We start from the raw sequence: 22751 nt of genomic DNA on the forward strand, positions 1-22751 counted from the left end.
GGGGTCGCCGACGGGTGCGCCGGGGCCTGCCGGGTATGTTCCTACCGAGGAAACCGGCGCCCTACCGGGAGCCGGCGGCATGGAGAGGCCGGGACCGCACCATGACATCGATGCGCGAACTGACCCTGATCGGGATCCGGATGGAGTCGCCCAACCGGGCACCCGTGATGATGCTGCGCGAGACCGAGGGCTACCGCTACCTGCCGATCTCGATCGGTTCGGTGGAGGCGACCGCGATCGCCTACGAGGAGCAGGGCCTGCGCCCGTCCCGGCCGCTGACCCACGACCTGATGCGGGACCTGATCGAGGCCTTCGGCGTGCACATCGAGGCGGTCGAGATCGTCGAGCTGCGCGACGCGGTCTTCTACGCCGAGCTCGTGCTCGCCAACGGCGCCCGTGTGTCGGCCCGCCCGAGCGACTCGGTCGCCCTCGCGGTCCGGCTCGGTACGCCGATCCGCTGCACCGAGCAGGTCCTGCGCGAGGCCGGCGTGGCCACGCCGGAGGAGGAGCAGGCCGAGCTGGAACGCTTCCGCCAGTTCCTCGACGGGGTGGCGCCCGAGGACTTCTCCAGCTGAGCGTGCGCTAGCCTCTGCGTGCGCCGGCGGCAGGGGTGACCTCCGGGCATCGACCTGGGGACCTCAGATGCGTATCCGCCGTACCGTCATCGCGGCCGGCCTGGCCGTCGCCGCCGTCGCTGCCTTCACCACCTCCGCTTCCGCGGCCGGGCCCGCCGCACCAAGTGGTGTGAAGATCGCCTGGGCCGACGCAAGCCAGGAGCACATCCGGATCACCTGGACGGATGCGGGCGAGGCCAACAAGCTGCAGTTCAAGAGTGCGATTCTCGGCACCGACGACGTCGCCACGGTCGCGGCCGGCGCACCGAACGAGCTGCTCGTTCCCACCGACAGCCTGTACGGCGGCTCGCGGGCGACCTTCACCGTCGCCTCGGTCGACAGCGCCGGCACGGCGGGTCCCGCAGCGAGCTCCGTCGAGTTCGACACGTCGACGACCGAGGCCGTGCCGATCACCTACGCGGCCCCGCGCCCGGACGGCTCGCTCCTGATCTCCTGGCACGACGCGACGCCGCAGTACGACTACAACCCCGGCGACCCGTTCGACGGTCCGGGTCCGGTGCACTACTCGACGCTGGACCCGAACGGCGGCACCGCCATCCCGGTGCCCGGCAACCTGCGGTTCTCCGTCATCAAGTCCCGCCCGCGCCCGTACTACGTCGACGTGATCGCGGAGAACGTCTGGGGCCGCTCGGACACTGGGCGCACGTTCACCTTCGACCAGACGGTCATCAAGGGCGGCGCGATCCCCAACTCGGCGGCGTACGGGAAGATGCTGACCGTCAGCGGCACGACCGGCAACGGGCAGCAGCACATCGCGCTCCAGGCCCGGGACTCCGCGAGCAGGCCGTGGGTGACGCTCACCAGCACCTACTCCGGGTTCGACGGCGTCTTCCGCCTGCAGGCACCTTCCCCGGGCGCCCGGCAGTACCGGCTCTACGCGCCGGCCTGGAAGCGGCAGGACAGAGTCGCCCTCGAGTACGCGACCGGCGTGACCACCTCGCTGACCAGGCACTCGATCGGCACCGCCAAGTTCAGCGCGAACGTCGTCGGCCTCGGCCAGAGCGTCACGGCCAGCCTCTCCATCGCCCCCGCGACCGGGGTCCGCACGACGCTGCAGCGCTGGAACGGCAAGGCGTGGGTCGGGGTGAAGGACATCATCCTCTCCCAGGGCCGCGGGTCCTACACCTTCAAGACCGCGGCCCGCGGCACCACGGCGTACCGGTTCTTCGTTCCGAGTACGACGTACGGCGGCCGCGCGATCACCTGGACGACATCGGCGTCGCTTCCGCTGGTCGTGCGCTGATACCGGACCGTGACCAATGGGTGCTTGAAATCACTCAGCGTCACGGTCCTTAACTCAGTTCACCTGATGGCCTCCTGACGGCACGCCAGTCGTCGCGATTGCTACCGAAACCGTTCACCGCTCGTTCATCCGCGACGGACCGTGCGGTCATCTGCTCTCCCTACCGTCTGTGGCAGTTCACAAAGTCTGAATTCCCGCAGAAGGGCAACACTCTCGTGTCCGTCAATCGCCTGCTCCGCGTCGGCACCGTCGCCGTGGCTTCTCTCGGCGTGCTCGCACTGAGCGCTTGTGGCAGTGACCCCGAGCCGTCCGGCTCCTCGACCCCGTCGGGCGACAGCTCGGCCTCCACCGGTGGCGCCGACTGCCCCGAGGGCACCCTGAACGCCGAGGGATCCTCGGCGCAGAAGAACGCCATCGAAGAAGTCATCGCCAAGTACAACGAGAAGTGCGGCGACGTCACGGTGAACTACAACCCGACCGGTTCCGGTGCGGGCATCAAGCAGTTCAACGCCAGCCAGGTCGACTTCGCCGGTTCCGACTCGGCGCTGAAGACCGAGGGTGCCGACGGTGGCGAGTCCGAGGCCGCCGCTGCCGCCAAGCGCTGCCAGGGCAGCCCGGCGCTGAACCTGCCGATGGTCATCGGCCCGGTCGCCATCTCGTACAACGTCGACGGCGTCAGCAAGCTGATCGTCGACGGCCCGACCGCCGCCGGCATCTTCCAGGGCACCATCAAGACCTGGAACGCCCCGGAGATCGCCAAGCTGAACCCCGGTGTCACCCTCCCGTCGGCTCCGATCGCGGTGTTCTTCCGCTCCGACGAGTCCGGCACCACGGAGAACTTCACCAAGTACCTCGAGGCGGCCGGTGGCGGCGCCTGGAAGGGCAAGCCGGCCAAGAAGTGGACCGGCACCGGCGCCGGCAAGGAGAAGTCGGCCGGTGTCGCCGAGGGCGTCAAGAGCACCAAGAACTCGATCACCTACGTCGAGTGGAGCTACGCGGTCGACAACAAGCTCGGCATCGCGCAGGTCGACTCGGGCGCCGGCCCGGTCGAGCTGACCGCCGACTCGGCCTCGAAGGCGCTGGCCGCGGCCAAGCCGGCCGGTACCGGTGCGGACCTGTCGCTGAAGCTGGACTACGCGACCAAGGCGCCGGGGGTCTACCCGATCATCCTCGCGACCTACGAGATCGCCTGCAGCAAGGGCCTGCCGGCCGAGAAGACCGCGCTGGTGAAGAGCTTCCTGAGCTACTTCGCGAGCGCCGACGGCCAGGGCGCGCTGACCGAGCTCAACTACGCGCCGCTCCCGGAGGAGCTGCGGACCAAGGTCGACGCCGCCATCCAGGGCATCAGCTGACCTGCGACACCCGCGGTACGGCGTGATGCGAGCCCCGGCTTCCCTCCCACTGGGCAGCCGGGGCTCGCCTCGTGACCGAGCACTCCTTCCACCCAGGCGCTTGGAGCAGCACCTATGAGCAGTACAGACGGCACGGCCCCGCCCGCGGCTCCGTCCGACGACAAGAAGCTGGAGCTCGGCCCGGTCGGCCACCTCGGCGACCGGCTGTTCGCCGGTCTGGCCCGCGGGTCCGGCGGACTGGTGGTCCTGATCGTCGCCTTCGTCGGCATCTTCCTGCTGGCGCTGGCGATCCCGGCCCTCACCAAGAACGACAGCAACTTCCTCTTCTCCCGGATCTGGGAGCCCGGCGCGATCCCGCCGCAGTTCGGCATCGCGGCGCTGTTCTACACCACCGTGGTCAGCTCGATCATCGCGATGGCGATCGCGGTCCCGATCGCGGTCGGGGTGGCGCTGTTCACCACGTACTACGCCCCGAAGCGGCTGGCCGCGCCGGTCTCGCACGCGATCGACCTGCTGGCCGCCGTACCGTCGATCATCTACGGCCTGTGGGGCATCATGTTCTTCGCCCCGATCCTGCGCCCGGTGATCGACGGCCTCAGCTCGGCGCTGGGCTGGATCCCGCTGTTCGAGAAGCCCGCCACCGACAACGTCGGGGTCGTCTTCACCGCGTCGGTGGTGCTGGCGATCATGATCCTGCCGGTGGTCACCGCGATCAGCCGGGAGATCTTCGCGCAGACCCCGATCGCGCACCGTGAGGGCGCGCTGGCGCTGGGGTCGACGCGCTGGGAGATGATCCGGATGGCGGTGCTGCCGTACGGCCGCTCCGGTGTGGTCAGCGCGTCGATGCTCGGCCTGGGCCGCGCGCTCGGTGAGACCGTCGCGGTGCTGATCATCCTCTCGGTGCCGAACGGCAACGACCCGTGGAACTCCTCGATCTTCGCCGGCGGCGAGACGTTCGCCTCGAAGATCGCCAACAACGCCGCCGAGTTCGACTCGCCGGAGAAGACCGGCGCGTACATCGCGGCCGGTCTGGTGCTGTTCGTGGTGACCTTCCTGGTCAACTCGGCGGCCCGGCTCATCGTGGCCCGCAGCGCCCCCGGCGGCAAGCGGACCCGCAAGGTCAAGCGCGTCGGCGACAAGCCGCAGAGTGAAGGAGCATCGCTGTGACCACTCTCGCGGCGAACCGTCCGGCCTACGACGGCAAGACGCTGGACCTGACCGGCAAGTCCGGGGCGCGGGCCTTCCGCAACACCCTGGCCACGGTCCTGATCGTGCTGTGCTTCCTGATCGCGCTGGTCCCGCTGCTGTGGATCCTGTGGACCGTGATCAGCAAGGGCTACCACCTGCTCTTCGACGCCGGCTGGTGGTCGGAGTCGCAGCGCGGCATCACCGTACGCCGTGAAGGCGGCGGCGCGTACCACGCGATCATGGGCACGCTGATCATGTCCCTGATCACCGCGGTGATCGCGGTCCCGATCGCCGTCCTCGGCGCGGTCTACCTGGTCGAGTACGGCAAGGGCACCAAGGCCGCCCGCGCGGTCAGCTTCATGATCGACATCCTGACCGGTGTCCCGTCGATCGTCGCGGCGCTGTTCGTCTACGCGGTCTGGATCACCGTCTTCGGGTTCAACCGGGTTGGTTTCGCGGTGTCGCTGTCGCTGGTGCTGCTGATGCTGCCGGTGGTGCTGCGCAGCACCGAGGAGATGCTCAAGCTGGTCCCCGACGAGCTCCGCGAGGCGTCGTACGCGCTCGGGGTGCCGAAGTGGAAGACGATCCTGAAGGTGGTCGTGCCGACCGCGTTCGGCGGCATCGTCACCGGCGTGATGCTCGGCCTGGCCCGGGTGATGGGTGAGACCGCGCCGCTGCTGATCCTGGTCGGCTACTCCAAGAACATCAACCTGAACCCGTTCGAGGGCTTCATGGGCGCGCTGCCGACGATGATCAACCAGGACCGCACCGAGCTGGCGCTGCAGCCGGCCGCGGACCGGGTCTGGGCGGCCGCGCTGACCCTGATCCTGCTCGTCCTGCTGCTCAACGCGCTGGCCCGCCTGGTCGCCCGCTTCAGCACGATCAAGTCCAAATAGTCGAGAGGTACTGAACCGATATGGCAAAGCGCATCGAGGTCAGCGGCCTCAACGTCTACTACGGCGACTTCAAGGCCGTCGAGGACGTGTCGATGACGATCGAGCCCCGCTCGGTCACGGCGTTCATCGGCCCGTCCGGCTGCGGCAAGTCCACCTACCTGCGGACCCTGAACCGGATGCACGAGGTGATCCCGGGGGCCCGCGTCGAGGGCAAGGTACTGCTGGACCAGCAGGATCTGTACGCCAACGGCGTCGACCCGGTCGCGGTCCGCCGCGTCGTGGGCATGGTGTTCCAGCGGCCGAACCCGTTCCCGACGATGTCGATCTTCGACAACGTCGCGTCCGGGCTGAAGCTGAACGGCGTCAAGGACAAGAAGAAGCTCACCGAGGTGGTCGAGCAGTCCCTGCAGGGTGCCAACCTGTGGAACGAGGTCAAGGACCGCCTCGACAAGCCGGGCGCCGGCCTGTCCGGTGGTCAGCAGCAGCGGCTGTGCATCGCCCGGGCGATCGCGGTCGAGCCCGAGGTGATCCTGATGGACGAGCCGTGCTCGGCGCTGGACCCGATCTCCACGCTGGCGATCGAGGACCTGATCGAGAAGCTCAAGGACCGCTTCACCGTGGTGATCGTCACGCACAACATGCAGCAGGCGGCCCGGGTCTCCGACCAGACCGCGTTCTTCAACCTGGCCGCGACCGGCAAGCCCGGCCGGCTGATCGAGATGGGCCCGACCAAGCAGATCTTCTCGAACCCGACCGAGAAGGCGACCGAGGACTACATCACCGGACGCTTCGGCTGAGCCGTCCTTTTAGGCGCCGCGGGCAAGCAGTTTCGCCCGCGGCGCTTTTCCTTGCCTGGAAGGGATCTAGACCAGATTCCGCAGGACGCCGTACGCCGCCATCGCGCCGAGGAACACCATCGGCGCGACCTGCGCGAACCGCGCGCCCGGCCGGGGCCGCGGCAGACGGAACCGGGCGAACCGCTCCAGCGTCCATGCCAGCAGCAGGTAACCGACCACCAGCGCGACCACCGGGAGCACCACGAACATGGGCGGGTTGTACGGCCAGGCACGCGCCACGTCGCCCTCGAGCAGGGCGGCGGCCATCCGCGTCGTCCCGCAGAACGGGCAGTCCAGCCCGGTGACGGCGTGGAACGGGCACGGCAACCCGATCCGCCCACCCGACAGGCCGTTGACCGCGGCAAGCACCGCGCCACCGGCCAGCACCGCCGCCAGCCCCCGCACCCGGCGGTCCAGCGGCTCAGGCATGGCCATCTGCGCCTCGATGCCTCTAGGGTGTGCCGGTTGCATGGCTCCACGGTAGACCGTCATCCGGACTCTCCGGTGCGGTGCGTGGCCGGTGAGCCCCAGACTCGCTAGCCTGCATTGACTCCTCAACGAAGATCAGAAGGGATCGTCGTGAGCACTCCGACGCCACCACCGGGTTTCGACCCCCAGGACCCGAACCAGGGCAACGGGGATCAGACGCCGGACCAGCCGGGCCAGTACGGTCAGCAGCCGGGCCAGTACGGCCAGCAGCCCCAGGACCAGCCGGGCGGTTACCCGGGTCAGCCGGGCCAGTACGGCCAGCAGCCTGGGTACGGGCAGCAGCCGGGACAGCCGGACTACGGTCAGCAGCAGCCGGGTCAGTACGGGCAGCAGCCGGGCTACGGCCAGCAGCAGCCGGGCGCGTACCCGGGTCAGCCGGGCGGCCAGTACGGGCAGCCGCAGGGCCAGCCGGGTCAGCCGGGTGGGTCCTCCTACCCGTCCTACCCGCAGGCCGGTGCGACGCCGTACGGGTCCTCGCAGCCCTACGGCGGCTACGGCTACGGCAACCCCGGCGGTGAACTGGCCACCTGGCCGGTGCGTGTCGGCGCCTCGCTGATCGACGGCATCATCGTCGCCATCCCGTCCTGGATCGGCAACCTGATCTCCGGCGCCGGCGACGGCAACGCGGGCGCGACCATCATCGGTCTGCTGCTCAGCCTGGTCGGCCTCGGCCTGTGGATCTACAACCGTCTGGTCCTGCAGGGCCAGACCGGTCAGAGCTGGGGCAAGAAGGCCCTGGGCCTCAAGCTGGTCTCGGCCGACACCGGCCAGACGGTCGGCGTGGGCAAGGCGTTCCTGCGCGAGATCACCCACATCCTGGACGCCCTGCCGTGCTACCTGGGCTACCTGTGGCCGCTGTGGGACGACAAGAAGCAGACCTTCGCGGACAAGATCAACACCACGTACGTCGTCAAGCTCTGACGCCGGACCCGTCTGCGTACCGGACGCCGTGGCCCTCACCGGCCACGGCGTTCTGCTTGTCCAGAAAGGACTGTTGTGAGCACCCCTCCGTTCGACCCCAACCGCCCGCAGGACCAGCCGCCGCAGTACCCGGTCGTCCCCGGGCAGCAGCCGCAGCAGCCCGGCCAGTACGGCGGCCCGCCGTCGCCGTACCCGGGTCAGCCCGGCTACCCGAACCAGCAGCCCGGCTTCCCGAACCAGCAGCCGGGCTACCCCAATCAGCCGGGGAACTACGGGCCTGCGCAGCCGGGCTACAACCCGTACTCCGGTGGCGGCGGTGGGTACGGCTTCAACTACGCCCTGCCCGGCCCGCTGGCCTCCTGGGGTTCCCGCGTGCTGGCGTCGATCGTGGACTCGCTGGTCCCGATCGTCATCATCCTGGTCGGGGTGTTCACCTCGATCGCGATGAGCGGCAGCCTGGAGACGATGAGCGACGCGGGCAGTGCGGTACTGGTGATCTGCTACCTCGGGTCGATCCTCTTCCAGATCTGGAACCGGATCATCCGGCAGGGCCGCACGGGGCAGTCCCTGGGCAAGAAGGTGGTCGGCCTCAAGGTCGTCTCCCCCGAGACCGGCGAGCTGATCGGCTTCGGCCGCAACCTCGGCCGCGAGGTCTGCGCCTTCGTGTTCAACCAGTTCTGCTTCCTCAACGTGCTCTGGCCGTTGTGGGACGACAAGCACCAGACCTGGCACGACAAGGTCGCGTCGGACATCGTCATCAAGCTCTAGTGGGAGAGCAGTAGCCCCGCACAGGTCACCGACCAGAGCACGCTGGTGAAGGTACCGATGATGAACCGCTCGGCGACGGCCTGCGGGGTGACCGACGCCGGCTGGTCCGGACTGCGCAGCTCGGGGTACCGGGCCAGGCCCTTGATGGCCAGCACGATCGCCAGTCCCTCGGGCCAGCCGGCCACCATCGAGCCGTAGATCGCGCCGCGCTCCAGCGCACCGATCAGCGCGCCACCGCGAAGCACCTCACCGGCCTGCTGGGTCGACTGGGACCTGGTGTTGTTCCGGTCGACCAGTGACAGCACAGACGTCGTCAGCGGGCCGCCACCCGCGACGGCGAGTCCGCCGGACACCAGGAGCAGCACGTTCCACCAGCCCTCGCGCCAGCCGGTCACACCGTCACCGGCGAGCAGGATGATGCCGTCGGCGACCAGACAGGCCAGCATCACGCCGCTGACCACGATCTCCTGCGTCGACCCAGCGGGCAGGATCCACGCCACGACAGCGAGGACCAGCCCGACGGCGGTCAGCGCCAGGACAGCCGCCGTCATGCAGCTGCCTGTACGACGAGGTGCGCGGCACTCGTGCAGCAGCTCGCGGCGCTCACGCGGCAGCACCCGGTACGAGCAGCTCGGCGGCGAGCAGGCGCCCCCGTTGCTCCTCGGCGAACCCCGCCGCCTGCGCCCGCTGCGTCACCGCCGACTGGCTGATGCCGAGCTTCACGCCGATCTCCCGGCGGGTCAGCCCTTCCGCCAGCAGGTCGGCCACCGCCCAGCCGCGCTCGCTGCGACGCCGCAGTACGGACGCCATCAGCCACAGCACGCTCTCGACCTGGTCGGCCACCCGCGGGTCGTCGCCGACCACGTTCACGTGGTGCGGACTCGACTTCGCCTTGGTGACGGCTTCCCGCGCGTTCAGGAACGCCGACCCGCTGCCCGCCCGCGTACTGCGCGGCAGCGGCTGGTCGACAGCGCCGATGCCGAGCCCGACGTACCAGTGGTCGGCGCGGATCAGCTGCACGATCACCTCGACCGTCGCCCGCGCCTCGGACAGCACACCCTGCACCTCGTCGCCCGCCGTCCGCTCGAACTTGCGCAGCAGCCCGGTCCGGCGCGGCCGCCGGTTCAGCGTGTTCAGCAGCTCGGGTACGAGATCACCGGCGCTACGACTGCCCCGCTGATCTACCGTGAGAACGAAGACCACCGCCCTGCACCTCCTTCTCGACGCAAGATTAAGGCTACAGTCTTATTCACGTAGAGTGAAGGAAAAAACCTGAACCGGTTCGCCCGATCACTCCCAGTGATCGCCTCCGAGACTCGCCGATCTCCCAATTCTCCGCTCAGAACCGGGGTCTTCGCCCACCGACTCACCGCGAGATCTCACGCGGAGTCAGGGATTTCGAGCACGCGAATCCCGCCGTCGACGGCAATCGCGAGCCGCTTCCCGGTCGGATCCAGAGCCGCCACGGGAGCCGGCTCCACGTCGAACCCGTAACTCGCCACCCGCTCCGGCAGCGGGATGTCCGGCCATTCGGCCAGCAGTTCCCCGGTCCGCACCGACAGCACCCGCGGGTGTCCCGACAACGACACGAGACAGTTGCCCTGCCCAAGCACCCACCCGAGCACGTACTCGGTCCGGTGCCGGTGTACCCACGCCGACTCGGCGTACGACCAGACGCCGAACTGCCGCGGTCCGAGCACCGCCGCATCGTCCTCCGCACCCCCGAGATCCTCGCCCGCGGCAACTACCACCCGGTCCGCATCGAGCCAGCACCCGGCCACGATGTCCGCGTCATGGGCCAGCGCAAGCGGCAGCACTCCGTCCCCGTCCAGCGGCCCGGGCAGTTCGAACACCTGCGCTACCCCGACCGGATGCCAGACCCAGCCGACCGACAACACCCGCCGTCCGTCCGGACTCACCCGCAACTGCGAGTGGAACACGTCCTCCGGCGCCCGCTCCCCCACGGTGATCCGCCGCCCGGACTCGACCTCCTCGACCTCCAACAGGTTGTACTCGTCCGGACAGTGCACCAGCACGTCCCGCCCATCCGGCAACGTCCCGAGCGCGACGGGGTACTCGTACACCTCTGCGTTGTAGTAGCTCCGATCGAGCTCCCGGATCAGCTCATCGCCCTTCACCAGCAGGGCTTTGGTGCCGTAGGCGGCGTACAGCACGGAGTACTCGCCGTGACTGGTCGCCCGATCGAACAGCGAGCCCCAGCGAATGCCTGCGGGAAACTCCGTCCCGTCGAGGGTCCAGCGGCGACCGCCGGCGAGGGCGTCGACCAGCTCGTCGCCGTCCCAGGCGAGCGACCGGACCTCGCCGGCGACTTTCAGGAACCCACTCAACGCGCGTTCTCGCACAGGAACGGCGCCCGCTGCCCACCCGCGTGGTACTCATAGGTCCGCCCACCAGCAGTCAGGACGATCCTGCTCCCGCTCGTCAGCACCTGGGCGTACATCATCCCCGGCTCCGGGCACCCCAGGCTGCTGTCCGGCCAGGTGACCTCCTCGGCGCTGACGAGCGTGATCTCGTCAACGAACACACCGAGACGCTCGGCGAGGTCGGTCTTGGCTTGTTCCTGCGGTGTCATGGCGGGCTCCCGTGCGGCGGCGGACGATGGAACGCCATCGTAGGGCGGCCCCGGTTGCCCGGGGCCACCACAGGTCGATCAGTCAGCCAGCGGCAGGTACAGCTTCTTGTCGTGGGACTTGAAGGTCTCCGACATCTCCGCGAAGCCGGCCTCGATCGCTTCCTCGGAGTCGAGGCCCTTCTCCTCGGCGTACTTGCGGATGTCGGCGGTGATCCGCATCGAGCAGAACTTCGGGCCGCACATCGAGCAGAAGTGAGCGGTCTTCGCGGGCTCGGCGGGCAGCGTCTGGTCGTGGTACGAGCGCGCGGTGTCGGGGTCCAGCGACAGGTTGAACTGGTCCTCCCACCGGAACTCGAAGCGGGCCGTCGACAACGCGTCGTCCCACGCCTGCGCGCCCGGGTGCCCCTTCGCCAGGTCGGCCGCGTGAGCAGCGATCTTGTACGTGATCACGCCGGTCTTCACGTCGTCGCGGTCAGGCAGCCCGAGGTGCTCCTTCGGGGTCACGTAGCAGAGCATCGCCGTGCCCAGCCAGCCGATCTGGGCCGCGCCGATCGCGCTGGTGATGTGGTCGTACGCCGGGGCGACGTCGGTCGCGAGCGGCCCGAGGGTGTAGAACGGCGCCTCGCCGCACAGCTCCTCCTCGAGCCGGACGTTCTCGGCGATCTTGTGCATCGGCACGTGTCCGGGGCCCTCGATCATCACCTGGACGTCGTGCTCCCAGGCGACCTTGGTCAGCTCACCCAGCGTGCGGAGCTCCGCGAACTGGGCGGCGTCGTTGGCGTCGGCGATCGATCCGGGGCGCAGCCCGTCGCCGAGCGAGAAGGTCACGTCGTACGCGCGGAGGATCTCGCAGAGCTCCTCGAAATTCGTGTACAGGAAGGATTCCTGGTGGTGCGCGAGGCACCAGGCGGCCATGATCGAGCCGCCGCGGGAGACGATCCCGGTGATCCGGCGCGCGGTCAGCGGCACGTACCGCAGCAGTACGCCGGCGTGCACGGTCATGTAGTCGACGCCCTGCTCGCACTGCTCGATCACGGTGTCGCGGTAGACCTCCCAGGACAGCTCGGTCGGGTCGCCCTTGACCTTCTCCAGCGCCTGGTACAGCGGCACGGTCCCGATCGGGACCGGCGAGTTGCGGATGATCCACTCGCGGGTCTCGTGGATGTTCTTGCCGGTGGACAGGTCCATCACGGTGTCGGCGCCCCAGCGGGTCGCCCAGACCAGCTTCTCGACCTCTTCCTCGATCGAGCTGGTGACCGCGGAGTTGCCGATGTTGGCGTTCACCTTCACCAGGAACTTCTTGCCGATGATCATCGGCTCGGACTCCGGGTGGTTGTGGTTGGCCGGGATCACCGCGCGGCCGCGGGCGACCTCGGCGCGGACCAGCTCCGGGTCGACGCCTTCGCGGACGGCGATGTAGCGCATCTCCTCGGTGATGGTGCCGGCCCGGGCGTGCGCGAGCTGGGTGAGCTTGGGGCGGCCGCCGACCCAGTCCTTCCGGATCGCCGGGAGGCCGGCCTGTACGTCGATGGTCGCGGCGCTGTCGGTGTACGGCCCGGAGGTGTCGTACAGGTCGAAGTGCTCGCCGTTGGTGAGGTTCACCCGGCGGCCGGGGACCCGCAGGTCGCCGATGTGGATCTTCTCCGAGCCCGAGATCGGGCCGGTGGTGACGGTCGGGCGAACGGAGTTGTTGCCGATGCTGGTCACGATGCTGCTCCCTACGCCGGAATTACCCGGACAGGTTCGGCGGTCGGCGGCACCGGTTCGCCCAGCCTGGCCGGTCCGGTCTCCCGGTCCACCAGGGGTGCGCAGTCCAGCCGCCCTCTCAGCCCGCTTCCAGCGCGAGCTCCCGCGTTTCGACTTTCCGCCGCCTACGATAACCAATCGGTCGTCTACTGCGTACTGGATCCCGCGCGTCGCCCGATCCCGTGGGTGGTGCAGGTCATTGACGCCGACCGGTAGCGTCGAGCCATGCGAGACATTGTCTACCCGCCGGTGATCGCCTTCGCGAAGACGGCGTTCAAGGTGCTCGACCTGAAGTTCGCGATGGTCGGCACCGAGCACGTGCCGCGGACCGGCGGAGCGGTGATCGCGCTCAACCACATCAGCTACGTCGACTTCGTGATCGGCGGGTTCGGCGCGCAGCCGAGCAAGCGGCTGGTCCGGTTCATGGCCAAGGAGGTGCTGTTCCGCAACCGGTGGTCCGGGCCGCTGATGCGCGGGATGCACCACATCGCGGTCGACCGCGAGGCGGGCTCCGCGTCGTACCGGCAGGCGTTGAGCCACCTGAAGGCCGGCGAGATCGTCGGGGTCTTCCCGGAGGCGACGATCTCGCGGTCGTTCGAGCTGAAGGAGTTCAAGTCCGGCACGGTCCGGATGGCCGCGGCGGCCGGCGTACCGGTGATCCCGATGATCCTGTGGGGAACGCAGCGGATGCTGACCAAGGACCACCCGAAGGACTTCTCCCGGCACCGGAACGTGTCGATCACGGTCGGGGCGCCGATCACGGTGACCCGCCAGGACGACGCGGCGAAGGCGACCGAGCACCTGCGGTCCACAATGGCCGGGATGCTCGACGAGACGATCCGGGCCTACCCCGAGCAGCCTGCCGGCGCCTGGTGGCTGCCGGCCTCGTACGGCGGGGGCGCGCCGACCCCGGAGGAGGCCGAGCGCCTCGACCAGGAGGAGCTCGCGCGCCGCCGCAGCCGCTGAACCGAACCTGTGCACCGGTGAACAACCCCTTGACCCCGCGCGGTCCCGGGGGTACGAAAGGCCTTTGGTTGTCGTGCTGGACCTGGGGGGTCCCTCGGCACGGTCGACGGCTCCCTGGGCGGGGGCGCCGGCTGACGGTTCCAGGTGGTCGGGGGAAGTTGCGTGGTGTTCGATTCCGAGGAGTTGCATCTCTTCGAACCGGGGCGGTTGAAGGTGGCCCCTCATATCGCTGAGGAGATCCCCGACGCGGGGGTCTTCTTCCTGTCCTGGGCGACCCAGGGGCTGCGCGAGGGGCAGGCGCGCGAGATCGAGTCCGCGGTGAACGGCCGGCGTTGCACGAACGGCTGGTTCCCGCTCGGCAGCCTCAGCGGCGTCGCCCTGCGCGGCCTGCGGCCCGGCCCGCTGACGTACCTGGCCCGGATGACCGCCGAGGACCCGGAGATCCTGCGTCGCTGGGCGACCAGGGCCCTGCCCGACCATGGCCGTACGGGCGAGGCGAAGCGCCGCATCGACGACACGTCGAACCACCTGCTGCTCACGCAGGGCCACGCGGCCGCGGCGACCTGGGTGGTCGCCGTACGGCCGCAGGCGTTCCTGGACGTGGGCATGCTCGGCGACAAGCTCTACGCGACCTGGGACGCCTACCTGAACTCTCTGCGCCCCAAGGACATGGCCAAGGCCGTACGCCGCTGGAACCGCTAGCTGCTCAGTGGAACTGCGGGATGATCAGGTACAGCCCGTAGAGCACCGCCGCGACGCAGGCCAGGAAGCAGAGCCCGGCGACGGCCGTGTCCACCGGCGACACCGCTCGCTTCTCGTCGACGGCGACCGCCCGCCGTGACAGCGCGGTGACGCCGAACGCGAACAGCGCCGCCACGCCGACCCCGAAGAGCAGGCTGACCACTGCGACCTGCCCGAGTGCGCTCCAGTCGATGTGCATCCGCTGACTCCTCTCAGGCCACCGGCACCGAGGTGCTGGGGTACTCGTTGACGTTGCCGGCCGTGACCGGCTTCCGCCGGGAGGCGACGTAGATGGCGAACCCTGCAGCCGCGGCAGCGACCGCGATGATCGCAACGCCCGCGTTGCCCGAGTTGGCCACCCGCCCGGCCAGTGCGCCGACCACAGCCGCAGCAGGCAGCGTGAACAGCCAGGCGAGAGCCATCCGCCCAGCGACAGTCCAGCGGACCTCAGCGAGCCGCTTGCCGAGGCCAGCGCCCAGGATGCTGCCGGAGCAGACCTGCGTGGTCGACAGCGGGAAGCCCAGGTGCGACGACGCCAGCAGTACGGCGGTGGAGCTGGTCTCCGCGGCGAACCCCTGCGGTGACTCGATCTCGGCCAGGCCCTTACCCATCGTGCGGATGATCCGCCAGCCGCCCAGGTAGGTACCGGCGGCGATCGCCAGCCCGGCCGCGCCGATCACCCACACCGGCGGCCGCGAACCCGGTGCGAGGCTGCCCGAGGTGATCAGCACCAGCGTGATGATGCCCATCGTCTTCTGCGCGTCGCCGGTGCCGTGCGCCAGCGAGACCAGCGAGGCGGACGCGATCTGGCCGGCCCGGAAGCCGTCGTCGACGGTCTTCTTCCGGCCGCGCTGGGTGATCGTGTACGCCAGGTAGGTGCCGAGCAGCGCGACGACGCCGGCCACGATCGGCGCCGCGACGGCGGGGATGACGATCTTCTGCACGACGGTGCCGAAGTGCACCGCGCCGCTGCCGGCCGCGATCCAGGTGGCGCCGATCAGGCCGCCGAACAGCGCGTGCGACGAGGAGCTCGGCAGGCCGACGTACCAGGTCAGCAGGTTCCACAGGATCGCGCCGACCAGGCCGCCGAAGATGATCGGCACGGTCACCTTGGCGTCGTCGACCAGCCCGCTGGAGATGGTCTTGGCAACCTCGGTGGAGATGAACGCACCGGCCAGGTTCAGTACGGCGGACAGCCCGACCGCGACCTTGGGTCTGAGCGCGCCGGTCGCGATGGAGGTGGCCATCGCGTTCGCGGTGTCGTGGAAGCCGTTGGTGAAGTCGAAGACCAGTGCGGTCGCGATCACCACGACGACGAGGAACGACAGATCCATCACGATCACATCCCGGAGGAGGGCGGCGTCAGGAACGTATTCGACGCTAATCCTTCCGGGTGAACCCGGCGTGAACTACTCGAGGACCAGGTGTGCCAGCCAGTAGCAGCCCGCGGCGACGACCCCCGCGGCCGGGATGGTCAGCACCCAGGCGGTGACGATCCCCTTCGCGACCCCCCACCGGACCGCGGACAGCCGCTTGGTCGCGCCGGCGCCCATCACCGCGGAGGTGATCGTGTGCGTCGTCGAGACCGGGGCGTGCAGGCCGATCGCCATCACGTAGAGCACGGTCGCGGCGACCGCCTCGGAGGCGAAGCCGCGGGCCGGGTCCAGGTGGATGATCCGGCGGCCGAGCGTGCGCATGATCCGCCAGCCACCGGAGTAGGTGCCGAGCGAGATCGCGGTCGCGGCCGAGATCTTGACCCAGATCGGGATGCCCTGGCCGGGCTGCACGTGCCCGGTGGTGAGCAGGGCCAGGAACATCACGCCCATCGTCTTCTGGGCGTCCTGCAGGCCGTGCCCGAGCGCCATCGCGGCCGCCGACAGCGACTGCGCCAGGCGGAAGCCACGGGTGGTCTTGCCGGGGTTGCTGCGCCGGAAGATCCACAGGATCGCGGTCATCAGCGCGAACGCGCCGAGGAAGCCGATCGCCGGCGACAGCACCATCGGGATGACGACCTTGTCGACGATGCCCGACCACAGCACCACGCTGGTCGAGGCCAGGCCGGCGCCGACCAGGCCGCCGATCAGCGCGTGCGACGAGGAGCTCGGCAGGCCGAAGTACCAGGTGATCAGGTTCCAGGTGATGGCGCCGATCAGCGCCGACAGCACGATCACCAGCCCGTGCTGCCCGCTCGGGGTGACGATGATGCCCTTGCCGACGGTGTCGGCCACCTCGGTGCCCAGGAAGGCGCCGACGAAGTTCATCACCGCCGCCATCAGCAGCGCGACCCGGGGCGTCAGCGCCCGGGTCGACACCGAGGTGGCGATCGCGTTGGCCGCGTCGTGGAACCCGTTGGTGTAGTCGAAGATCAGGGCGATCGCGATGACCGCGACGACGAGCGCGAGCTCCACGCTCAGCTCTCCTTGACGGCGATCTGCTCGACCGTGTTGGCGACGTGCTCGAACGCGTCGACCGCGTCTTCCAGCAGGTCGATCACGGTCTTCACCTTCATCACCGTCAGCGCGTCGAACTCGCCGCTGAACAGCCTCGCGATGATCCGCCGGTGGACCGCGTCACCGGTGTTCTCCAGCCGGTTGATCTCGATCCAGTACTCGGCCAGGTCCTTCATGGTGCGCAGCCGCGGCATCGTCTCCGACGTCAGCGCGGCCATCCGCTGCAGAACCTCGATCTGCTCGGCGACCTCGCTGGGCAGCGACTCCAGGTTGAACAGGTGGATGGCGTCGACGGCCTCTTCCATGAAGTCCATCACGTCGTCCAGGTCGGACGCGAGACGGTAGATGTCCTCGCGGTCGAACGGCGTGACGAACGTCGAGTTCACCCGGCGGATGATCGAGTGGGTGGTCTCGTCGGCCGCGTGCTCGGCGTCCTTCATCTGGGCGGCGATCTGGTGACTGGACGACAGTCCGGTCCCCGCCGTGCTGCCGAGCAGGTCGGCCAGGATGCGGGCGCCGTCAACGAGGTGGTTGGCGGACTCGGTGAAAAGGTCGTAGAACGTCGGGTCGTTCGGACGCAGACGTAACGGCACTTCAAGCTCCGGGTGAACGAGGGACAAACCGTGAACATGCTAGGGGCAACGGACCGTTGAGCAGGCATCCGTCCCCGCAAAGTACCGCGAGATGGTGAACACATGGACTCAGCGCAACCAATCCGTGACCGGGCGGTTTCAGCGGGTGATCACGGCGTACAGGTCGAAGAGGCCGACCAGCAGGACCAGACCCGCGGCGGCCTGGAGCACCCGCTCCTGGCCCAGGAAGCCGGGCGGCCGATCCCCGGAGGCCTTGCGGAAAACCGCGCTGACAGCCGCCCAGCACGCCAGCGCGAGCACGATCACCACGATGCCCAGCCCGGTCCGTACACCGGACGTCCCGTGGCCGGAGGCGAACAGCAGCACCCCGTTGGCGACCAGGCCGAGCGCCGTACGCCGCCACGCGAGCAGCGTGCGCTCGGGCTGCAGGCCGGGGTCGCGGGTCATCGCCAGAGCGCGAACAGCAGGCCGACCAGCCCGACCACCACGATCGTTGCCCCGAGCACCAACGGCAGCCGGGTCACCGGCAGCGGCCCGCCGCTGCGCATCGCGGTCAGATTCGCCTGCCAGCGACGGAATGCGCCTGCCGTGGTGAGCAGACCGGCACCGACGAGCACGATGCCGATGATCCGGGCCGGCCAGCGGTCCCGTCCGAGGTCGAGGAACTGGACCGCGGACAGCCCACCGGCATAACAGGCGAGTGATGTCCGCAGGTAGGCCAGGTAGGTGCGCTCGTTGGCGAGCGTGAATCGGTAGTCGGGCTCCTCGTCCGGGATCACCCGCAGCTCACCAGCCCCCGGCTCTGCTTGAGCGCGAGCACCCGGCGCACGCTGGCGTCGACCTGGGCGGAGAACTTCTTGTCCTGCTGAGCCTTCGCGACCACCGCGTCGACCATCGTCGCGGTCAGCGACGCCTTGGCCGTGATCACCACGTCGCCGCCGGCCTCGATGAACAGCGTCGCGCGGTCGCCGGCCGGCACCGAGGCGACCTCGGCGGCGGCGCCGACGTCGTCGGTGATCACCACGCCGTCGTAGCCGAGGTCGCCGCGCAGCATGCCCTGGACGATCGTCGGCGAGAAGACGGCCCGGTTGGTCTTGTCGATCTTGGTGTAGGTGACGGTGGAGACCATCACCAGGTCGCTGCCGGCCTCGATCCCGGCCGCGAACGGCGCCAGGTCGGCGTCACCGCGGACGGTGACGGTGTCGACGACGCCCGCGGAGAAGTCGGTGTTGCCGCGCACCCGGCCGAGGCCCGGGAAGTGCTTGACCGACGTCATCACGCCCGCGGCGTCCATGCCCTTCACGAAGGCGGCGACGTGCACGCCGATCGGGCCCGGCGTACTGCCGTAGCCGCGGTCGAGCGCACCGATCGGCGCGTTGCCGTCGCCGAGGGACTTCGGTACGACGTCCGCGACCGGAGCGAGGTCCAGGTTCACCCCGGCCTGCTTGAGCTGCCGGCCCCACTGGGTCGCCTCGCTGGTGAGCTTCTGCGCCGACCAGCCGGCCTGCACCGTCGCGGCCGGGATCCGGTCGAAGCCGGTTCCCTTCAGGCGCTGGATCTTGCCGCCTTCCTGGTCCGCGGCGACGAACGGCCTGATCCCGTCGACCGTGGCCGCGGCGGTCGCGGCGGCCATCGCCGTCCGGGTGTGGGCGAGGCTGCCGCCGTTGCCCATCAGCAGGACGCCACCGGGTTTACGACCCCGTACGACGGTCCGCTCGGCCGAGGTCATCCCGGTCGCGGTGATGCCGGTCATGATCAGCTGCGCCGCGCGCTCGCGCAGGGTGAGCCCGGCCAGCTTCTGGTCGAGGCAGCCGGTCTGCGGCGTGCTGGTCGGCGTACTGGGCTGGTCGGTCGGGGTGCTGACCGGCGGCGGCGTGTCCGACGGCGGGAGCGGGACCGACGACGAGGGCGCGGTGCTCGGGCCGGCCGTCGGTGAGCTCGTGTCAGCGCAACCGGTCAGCAGAAGGGCGGTGGCTGCGACGGCTGCGACTCCCTGGAAGGTCTTCATCGCTGCCCATTGTTACCGCAGCCCTCAGCTGGACTCCCAGGAGGCACTGTCGTCGGAGTGGCGGACCAGTGCGGCGCAGATGTCGTGCAGCTGCTGGACCTGCTCGGTGGTCAGCGGGTCGAAGACCGCGGAGCGGACCGTTTCGACGTGTCCCGGCGCGGTCTCCTTGAGCTTCTCGCGGCCTTCGTCGGTGAGGATCGCGACCTGGCCGCGGCGGTCCGAGGCGATGCCCTCACGGCGTACCCAGCCGACCTGCTCGAGCCGGTTCACCGCGTGCGACAGGCGGCTGCGGGAGCCGAGCGTGGCGACGGCGAGCTCGCTCATCCGGAGCCGGCCGTCGGCCGCGTCGGAGAGCCGGACCAGGATCTCGTAGTACGTGTGCGGCATCCCGGCGTCGCGCTGGAGCTGCTGCTCGATCCGCCCGTTGACCACCCGCTGCGCCGCGATGAACGCGCGCCAGGCCTGCTGCTCTCGATCGTCCAGCCACCGGGATTCCGCCATCACCGAAGCGTAGCCATCCCGGGGTCTTCACGTCCGGACGGCACGGTGGTCGGGACGGCGAATCAGTCCAACGGCGACCGCGCAGACCACGATCCCGGCGGCCGCGAGCGGGCCGATCGTCTCGTGGAACATCAGGTACGCCAGCAGCATCGTCGTCGGCGGGACGAGGTAGAGCAGCGAGCTCACCCTGGTCGCGCCGGAGAGGCGGAGGTTGACCAGGTACAGACCCCAGCCGCCGGTGGTCGAGAGGACGACGAGCCAGACCGCGGCGCCGTAGAAGCCGAGGTCGTGCGGGACGGTCATCTGCCGGGTCGCCTGGGCGAAGCCGAGGAAGAGGACGCCGGAGACCAGGCTCTGCAGGCTGAGCGCGTCGAGGAGGTGGGCCCGCGGCTTGCGCTTGCGTTCGAGAACGGTCCCGGCGGCCAGGCCGAGGAGTCCGCCGAACGGGAGCAGGAAGAGCAGCGGGGAGCCGTGGCCGAGGTCGTCGGCGACGACCAGGCCGACGCCTCCAAGACCGACCAGCAGGCCTGTCCATTGCAGCGCGGTGACGCGTTCGCCGAGCAGCGGCCCGGCGACGGTCGCGATCAGGATCGGCTGGAGGGACCCGATCAGGGCAGTGACTCCGGCGGGGATGCCGTGGTCGATCCCGGTGAAGATCAGGCCGAGGTAGACGAACTGGGTCAGGAAGGCCATCGCGCCGTGGGTGATCAGGTCCTGGCGACTGATGCTCGGGCGGCGGATCGCGAGGATCACGGCGGCGATCGTCCCGGCGAGCAGGAAGCGCCAGGCGAGCAGGTCGACCGCGGAGCTGTACGTCGTACCCCAGCGGGCGCCGATGAAGCCGGAGCTCCAGAACACGACGAACCCGGCGCCGGCCAGCAGCGGGACGGCCTGCGATCTCTGGCGGACGGCTACGGCGATGGTCATACGAGCGACGTAACCATACCGGTCGGTATACTGTCAGTATGGTCGATCAGCAGCTGAGACCCGCCCTGCTCGTGGAGCGTGCCCTGGTCCCGGCCGAGCGGTTGACGCCGGCCGGCGAGCGGATCCTCTCCGCGGCCTCGACGTTGTTCTACGCGTACGGCGTACGGGCGGTCGGGGTGGACGCGATCGCGGACGCGGCCGAGGTGACGAAGAAGACGCTGTACGACCGGTTCGGGTCGAAGGACCGGCTGATCGCGGCGTACCTGGAGGAACGGAACCGGCAGTGGCACGCGTTCCTCGACGCCCAGCTCGCGCGGCGGGCACCTTCGGGGCCCGAGGACGTGATCGTGGCACTGTTCGCTGCGCTGGGTGAGTGGATGGAGGAGTCGCAGCGGGGCTGCGGGTTCATCAACGCCAGCATCGAGCTGGCGGCGCCGGATCACCCGGCAATGCCGGTGATCGTGGGGCAGAAGCAGTGGATGCGGGCGGAGTTCGTGGCCCAGGCGGAGCTGGCCGGGTTCGCTGAGGTGGAGGAGCTGGCGGATCGGTTGCTGCTGCTGCATGAGGGGGCGCTGGTGAGCTACCGGGTGATGCCTCAGGCGCCAGAGGTGGCGCTGCGGGCTGCCGGTGATCTGTTGGCCGGGTGGCCGCGCGCTTAGCTGCGCTTGGCGACCGTGAGACCGACGAGACGCGAGACCACCATCGCGACGTACCCGAGACCGGCCAGCTGCTCGAGCATGACCACCGAGCGCGCCCACGACTTGATCGGCACGATGTCGCTCAGGCCCGTGCTGGACAGCGTGGTGAAGCTCAGGAAGAGCAGCTCCATCCAGGTCCGGTCGTTCTGCGGGTTCACCGCGGCGATGAAGCTGCCCGGGTCGAGCGCCTGGACGACCACGAAGACGTACGCGAACCCCCACGCCACCAGCGTGAACGTCGCGCCGGTCGCGTACAGCTCGTCGACGCTGACGTCGTGGTCGGACAGCATGTACCGCAGCAGGCTGTACGCCGCGTAGAAGTAGAACGCCGCGTGGAAGGCGCCCGAGATCGGCACGATCGCCTCGGTCGGCCGCATCGCGTCGACCAGTGACAGCACCACGGCCGGGATCCCCAGACACACGCTGACCCAGGTCAGACCGGGCGTCGAGCGGACCGAGAAGACCGCCAGCACCAGCACGATGATCCCGAGCGTCTCGAACCCGACCCGGCCCGCCCGCGACCCTTCCATCGCGGGATACACCAGGACGCCGAGCAGCTGCACGACCAGCAGCACGGCCGACGGGTGCCGCCGGGCGCTAGTGACCAGCGTCATCGAGATCCTCGCGGGAGGCGATGATCGCCTTGCGCCGGGCCAGCCGGTGGCTGCGCCGGATCTCGGCCTCGCGCATCCGCCGCCGGTCCTCGTCGCTCTCCGGCTCGACCTGCGGAACGAGCCGCGGCTGACCGTCGGAGTCGACGGCGACGAACACCAGGTACGCCGTGGCGACGTGCACCTGCGGACCGACCGAGTCCCACCGGTCGGCGGTGATCCGGACCCCGATCTCCATCGAGCTGCGGCCGGTCCAGTTCACCTGGGCGGTGAAGTGCACGACGTCGCCGACCCGGACCGGGACCAGGAACTGCATCTCGTCCATCGACGCGGTGACCGCCGGACCACCCGAGTGCCGGGCCGCGACCACGCCCGCGACCGAGTCGACCAGCGTCATGATCACGCCACCGTGCACGGTGCCGAGCAGGTTGGTCTCGTTCTGCGCCGTGATGTGCGACAACGACAACCGCGCCGCCGACGACGGTCGCGACGCCGGGGTCTCCGCCATACCTCACCCTCCAGGAACTCGACTGCGGGCAGGATAACGGTCGCCTTGTCCACAGCCTGCGAACTCGTCGTCTCCAGCCGC

28 protein-coding genes are annotated in these 22751 nt (G+C 69.5%); 11 read left to right on the plus strand and 17 right to left on the minus strand.

The features are described 5' to 3' along the window. Window positions 1-110 precede the first annotated feature (110 nt). The 6 genes from AB0M01_RS09400 (at window position 111) to pstB (ending at window position 6111) form a co-directional block, all read left to right on the plus strand. Complete coding sequence (locus AB0M01_RS09400; RefSeq protein ID WP_184802629.1) at window positions 111-575, plus strand: bifunctional nuclease family protein; 465 nt, start codon at window positions 111-113, stop codon at window positions 573-575. Window positions 576-642: 67 nt separating this feature from the next. Next, entirely contained in the window at window positions 643-1878 is a 1236-nt protein-coding gene (locus tag AB0M01_RS09405) for a hypothetical protein (RefSeq protein ID WP_363667313.1), read from the plus strand. A 215-nt stretch (window positions 1879-2093) separates the two neighbouring features. Then, entirely contained in the window at window positions 2094-3230 is a 1137-nt protein-coding gene (gene pstS, locus AB0M01_RS09410) for a phosphate ABC transporter substrate-binding protein PstS (protein WP_363667315.1), read from the plus strand. A gap of 114 nt (window positions 3231-3344) precedes the next feature. After that, entirely contained in the window at window positions 3345-4397 is a 1053-nt protein-coding gene (gene pstC / locus AB0M01_RS09415) for a phosphate ABC transporter permease subunit PstC (RefSeq protein ID WP_363667317.1), read from the plus strand. After that, window positions 4394-5314 (plus strand): phosphate ABC transporter permease PstA, encoded by a 921-nt coding sequence (gene pstA / locus AB0M01_RS09420; protein ID WP_363667319.1) that lies wholly within the window; start codon window positions 4394-4396, stop codon window positions 5312-5314. The genes pstC and pstA overlap by 4 nt, the downstream gene beginning before the upstream one ends. Window positions 5315-5334: 20 nt before the next feature. Further along, window positions 5335-6111: a phosphate ABC transporter ATP-binding protein PstB gene (gene pstB / locus AB0M01_RS09425; RefSeq protein ID WP_363667321.1), complete on the plus strand. Its 777-nt coding sequence runs from the start codon at window positions 5335-5337 to the stop codon at window positions 6109-6111. Between the two features lie 66 nt (window positions 6112-6177). On the opposite strand, the gene AB0M01_RS09430 is transcribed toward pstB, so the two are convergent. Next, window positions 6178-6621 (minus strand): DUF2752 domain-containing protein, encoded by a 444-nt coding sequence (locus AB0M01_RS09430; RefSeq protein WP_363667323.1) that lies wholly within the window; start codon window positions 6619-6621, stop codon window positions 6178-6180. A 108-nt stretch (window positions 6622-6729) separates the two neighbouring features. On the opposite strand from AB0M01_RS09430, the gene AB0M01_RS09435 reads away from it, so the two are divergent. Continuing rightward, window positions 6730-7560, plus strand: coding sequence for an RDD family protein (locus AB0M01_RS09435; protein WP_363667325.1), 831 nt, complete (start codon window positions 6730-6732; stop codon window positions 7558-7560). A gap of 75 nt (window positions 7561-7635) precedes the next feature. Continuing rightward, the gene (locus AB0M01_RS09440; protein ID WP_363667327.1) at window positions 7636-8328 is read left to right on the plus strand and encodes an RDD family protein; all 693 of its coding nucleotides are present in this window, start codon (window positions 7636-7638) and stop codon (window positions 8326-8328) included. On the opposite strand, the gene AB0M01_RS09445 is transcribed toward AB0M01_RS09440, so the two are convergent. The 5 genes from AB0M01_RS09445 to thiC all read right to left on the minus strand — a co-directional run bounded on the left by AB0M01_RS09445 (window position 8325) and on the right by thiC (window position 12628). Further along, a complete protein-coding gene (locus AB0M01_RS09445) occupies window positions 8325-8879 on the minus strand; it encodes a hypothetical protein (protein WP_363667329.1) in 555 nt (184 codons plus the stop codon). The two genes, AB0M01_RS09440 and AB0M01_RS09445, sit on opposite strands and share 4 nt — an antisense overlap. A 52-nt stretch (window positions 8880-8931) precedes the next feature. After that, window positions 8932-9531, minus strand: coding sequence for a transposase (locus tag AB0M01_RS09450; protein WP_363667331.1), 600 nt, complete (start codon window positions 9529-9531; stop codon window positions 8932-8934). Between the two features lie 176 nt (window positions 9532-9707). Continuing rightward, window positions 9708-10676, minus strand: coding sequence for a hypothetical protein (locus AB0M01_RS09455; RefSeq protein ID WP_363667333.1), 969 nt, complete (start codon window positions 10674-10676; stop codon window positions 9708-9710). Continuing rightward, window positions 10673-10921, minus strand: a complete 249-nt coding sequence (locus AB0M01_RS09460) for a hypothetical protein (RefSeq protein WP_363667335.1) — start codon at window positions 10919-10921, stop codon at window positions 10673-10675. Before AB0M01_RS09460 ends, AB0M01_RS09455 begins: the two co-directional genes overlap by 4 nt. 78 nt (window positions 10922-10999) lie before the next feature. Then, a complete protein-coding gene (gene thiC, locus AB0M01_RS09465; protein WP_363667337.1) occupies window positions 11000-12628 on the minus strand; it encodes a phosphomethylpyrimidine synthase ThiC in 1629 nt (542 codons plus the stop codon). Between the two features lie 264 nt (window positions 12629-12892). Between thiC and AB0M01_RS09470 the strand changes: the two genes are divergently transcribed. Both AB0M01_RS09470 and AB0M01_RS09475 read left to right on the plus strand, forming a co-directional pair. Then, on the plus strand, window positions 12893-13633 hold the full coding sequence (locus AB0M01_RS09470) for a lysophospholipid acyltransferase family protein (protein WP_363667339.1): 741 nt from the start codon (window positions 12893-12895) through the stop codon (window positions 13631-13633). Window positions 13634-13795: 162 nt separating this feature from the next. Then, window positions 13796-14335 carry a hypothetical protein gene (locus tag AB0M01_RS09475; protein ID WP_363667341.1) on the plus strand — a complete coding sequence of 180 codons (540 nt, stop codon included), beginning with the start codon at window positions 13796-13798 and terminating at the stop codon, window positions 14333-14335. A 4-nt stretch (window positions 14336-14339) separates the two neighbouring features. On the opposite strand, the gene AB0M01_RS09480 is transcribed toward AB0M01_RS09475, so the two are convergent. From AB0M01_RS09480 to AB0M01_RS09520, 9 genes are all read right to left on the minus strand, one after another. Then, the gene (locus AB0M01_RS09480; RefSeq protein ID WP_363667343.1) at window positions 14340-14573 is read right to left on the minus strand and encodes a hypothetical protein; all 234 of its coding nucleotides are present in this window, start codon (window positions 14571-14573) and stop codon (window positions 14340-14342) included. Between the two features lie 13 nt (window positions 14574-14586). Beyond that, window positions 14587-15708, minus strand: coding sequence for an inorganic phosphate transporter (locus AB0M01_RS09485; RefSeq protein WP_363667345.1), 1122 nt, complete (start codon window positions 15706-15708; stop codon window positions 14587-14589). 75 nt (window positions 15709-15783) lie between these two features. Next, window positions 15784-16782 (minus strand): inorganic phosphate transporter, encoded by a 999-nt coding sequence (locus tag AB0M01_RS09490; RefSeq protein ID WP_363667347.1) that lies wholly within the window; start codon window positions 16780-16782, stop codon window positions 15784-15786. A gap of 2 nt (window positions 16783-16784) precedes the next feature. Beyond that, window positions 16785-17417 carry a DUF47 family protein gene (locus AB0M01_RS09495; RefSeq protein WP_363667349.1) on the minus strand — a complete coding sequence of 211 codons (633 nt, stop codon included), beginning with the start codon at window positions 17415-17417 and terminating at the stop codon, window positions 16785-16787. Window positions 17418-17555: 138 nt separating this feature from the next. Beyond that, the gene (locus tag AB0M01_RS09500) at window positions 17556-17864 is read right to left on the minus strand and encodes a DUF202 domain-containing protein (RefSeq protein WP_363667351.1); all 309 of its coding nucleotides are present in this window, start codon (window positions 17862-17864) and stop codon (window positions 17556-17558) included. Then, window positions 17861-18196 (minus strand): DUF202 domain-containing protein, encoded by a 336-nt coding sequence (locus tag AB0M01_RS09505; RefSeq protein WP_363667353.1) that lies wholly within the window; start codon window positions 18194-18196, stop codon window positions 17861-17863. Before AB0M01_RS09505 ends, AB0M01_RS09500 begins: the two co-directional genes overlap by 4 nt. Next, window positions 18193-19425, minus strand: coding sequence for a glycoside hydrolase family 3 N-terminal domain-containing protein (locus tag AB0M01_RS09510; protein ID WP_363667355.1), 1233 nt, complete (start codon window positions 19423-19425; stop codon window positions 18193-18195). The genes AB0M01_RS09505 and AB0M01_RS09510 overlap by 4 nt, the downstream gene beginning before the upstream one ends. A 24-nt stretch (window positions 19426-19449) precedes the next feature. Next, window positions 19450-19926 (minus strand): MarR family transcriptional regulator, encoded by a 477-nt coding sequence (locus AB0M01_RS09515; protein WP_363667357.1) that lies wholly within the window; start codon window positions 19924-19926, stop codon window positions 19450-19452. Window positions 19927-19953: 27 nt separating this feature from the next. Next, a complete protein-coding gene (locus AB0M01_RS09520) occupies window positions 19954-20853 on the minus strand; it encodes a DMT family transporter (RefSeq protein WP_363667359.1) in 900 nt (299 codons plus the stop codon). 38 nt (window positions 20854-20891) lie between these two features. On the opposite strand from AB0M01_RS09520, the gene AB0M01_RS09525 reads away from it, so the two are divergent. Then, window positions 20892-21512 (plus strand): TetR/AcrR family transcriptional regulator, encoded by a 621-nt coding sequence (locus AB0M01_RS09525; RefSeq protein ID WP_363667361.1) that lies wholly within the window; start codon window positions 20892-20894, stop codon window positions 21510-21512. Here the strand turns inward: AB0M01_RS09525 and AB0M01_RS09530 are convergent. Together AB0M01_RS09530 and AB0M01_RS09535 are read right to left on the minus strand one after the other, a co-directional pair. Then, window positions 21509-22165 (minus strand): potassium channel family protein, encoded by a 657-nt coding sequence (locus AB0M01_RS09530; protein WP_363667363.1) that lies wholly within the window; start codon window positions 22163-22165, stop codon window positions 21509-21511. The two genes, AB0M01_RS09525 and AB0M01_RS09530, sit on opposite strands and share 4 nt — an antisense overlap. Beyond that, window positions 22149-22670: an acyl-CoA thioesterase gene (locus AB0M01_RS09535; protein WP_363667365.1), complete on the minus strand. Its 522-nt coding sequence runs from the start codon at window positions 22668-22670 to the stop codon at window positions 22149-22151. Before AB0M01_RS09535 ends, AB0M01_RS09530 begins: the two co-directional genes overlap by 17 nt. Window positions 22671-22751: the final 81 nt, after the last annotated feature.

The organism is Kribbella sp. NPDC051770 (assembly GCF_040681455.1).
In the GTDB taxonomy this organism is placed as follows: Bacteria; Actinomycetota; Actinomycetes; order Propionibacteriales; family Kribbellaceae; genus Kribbella.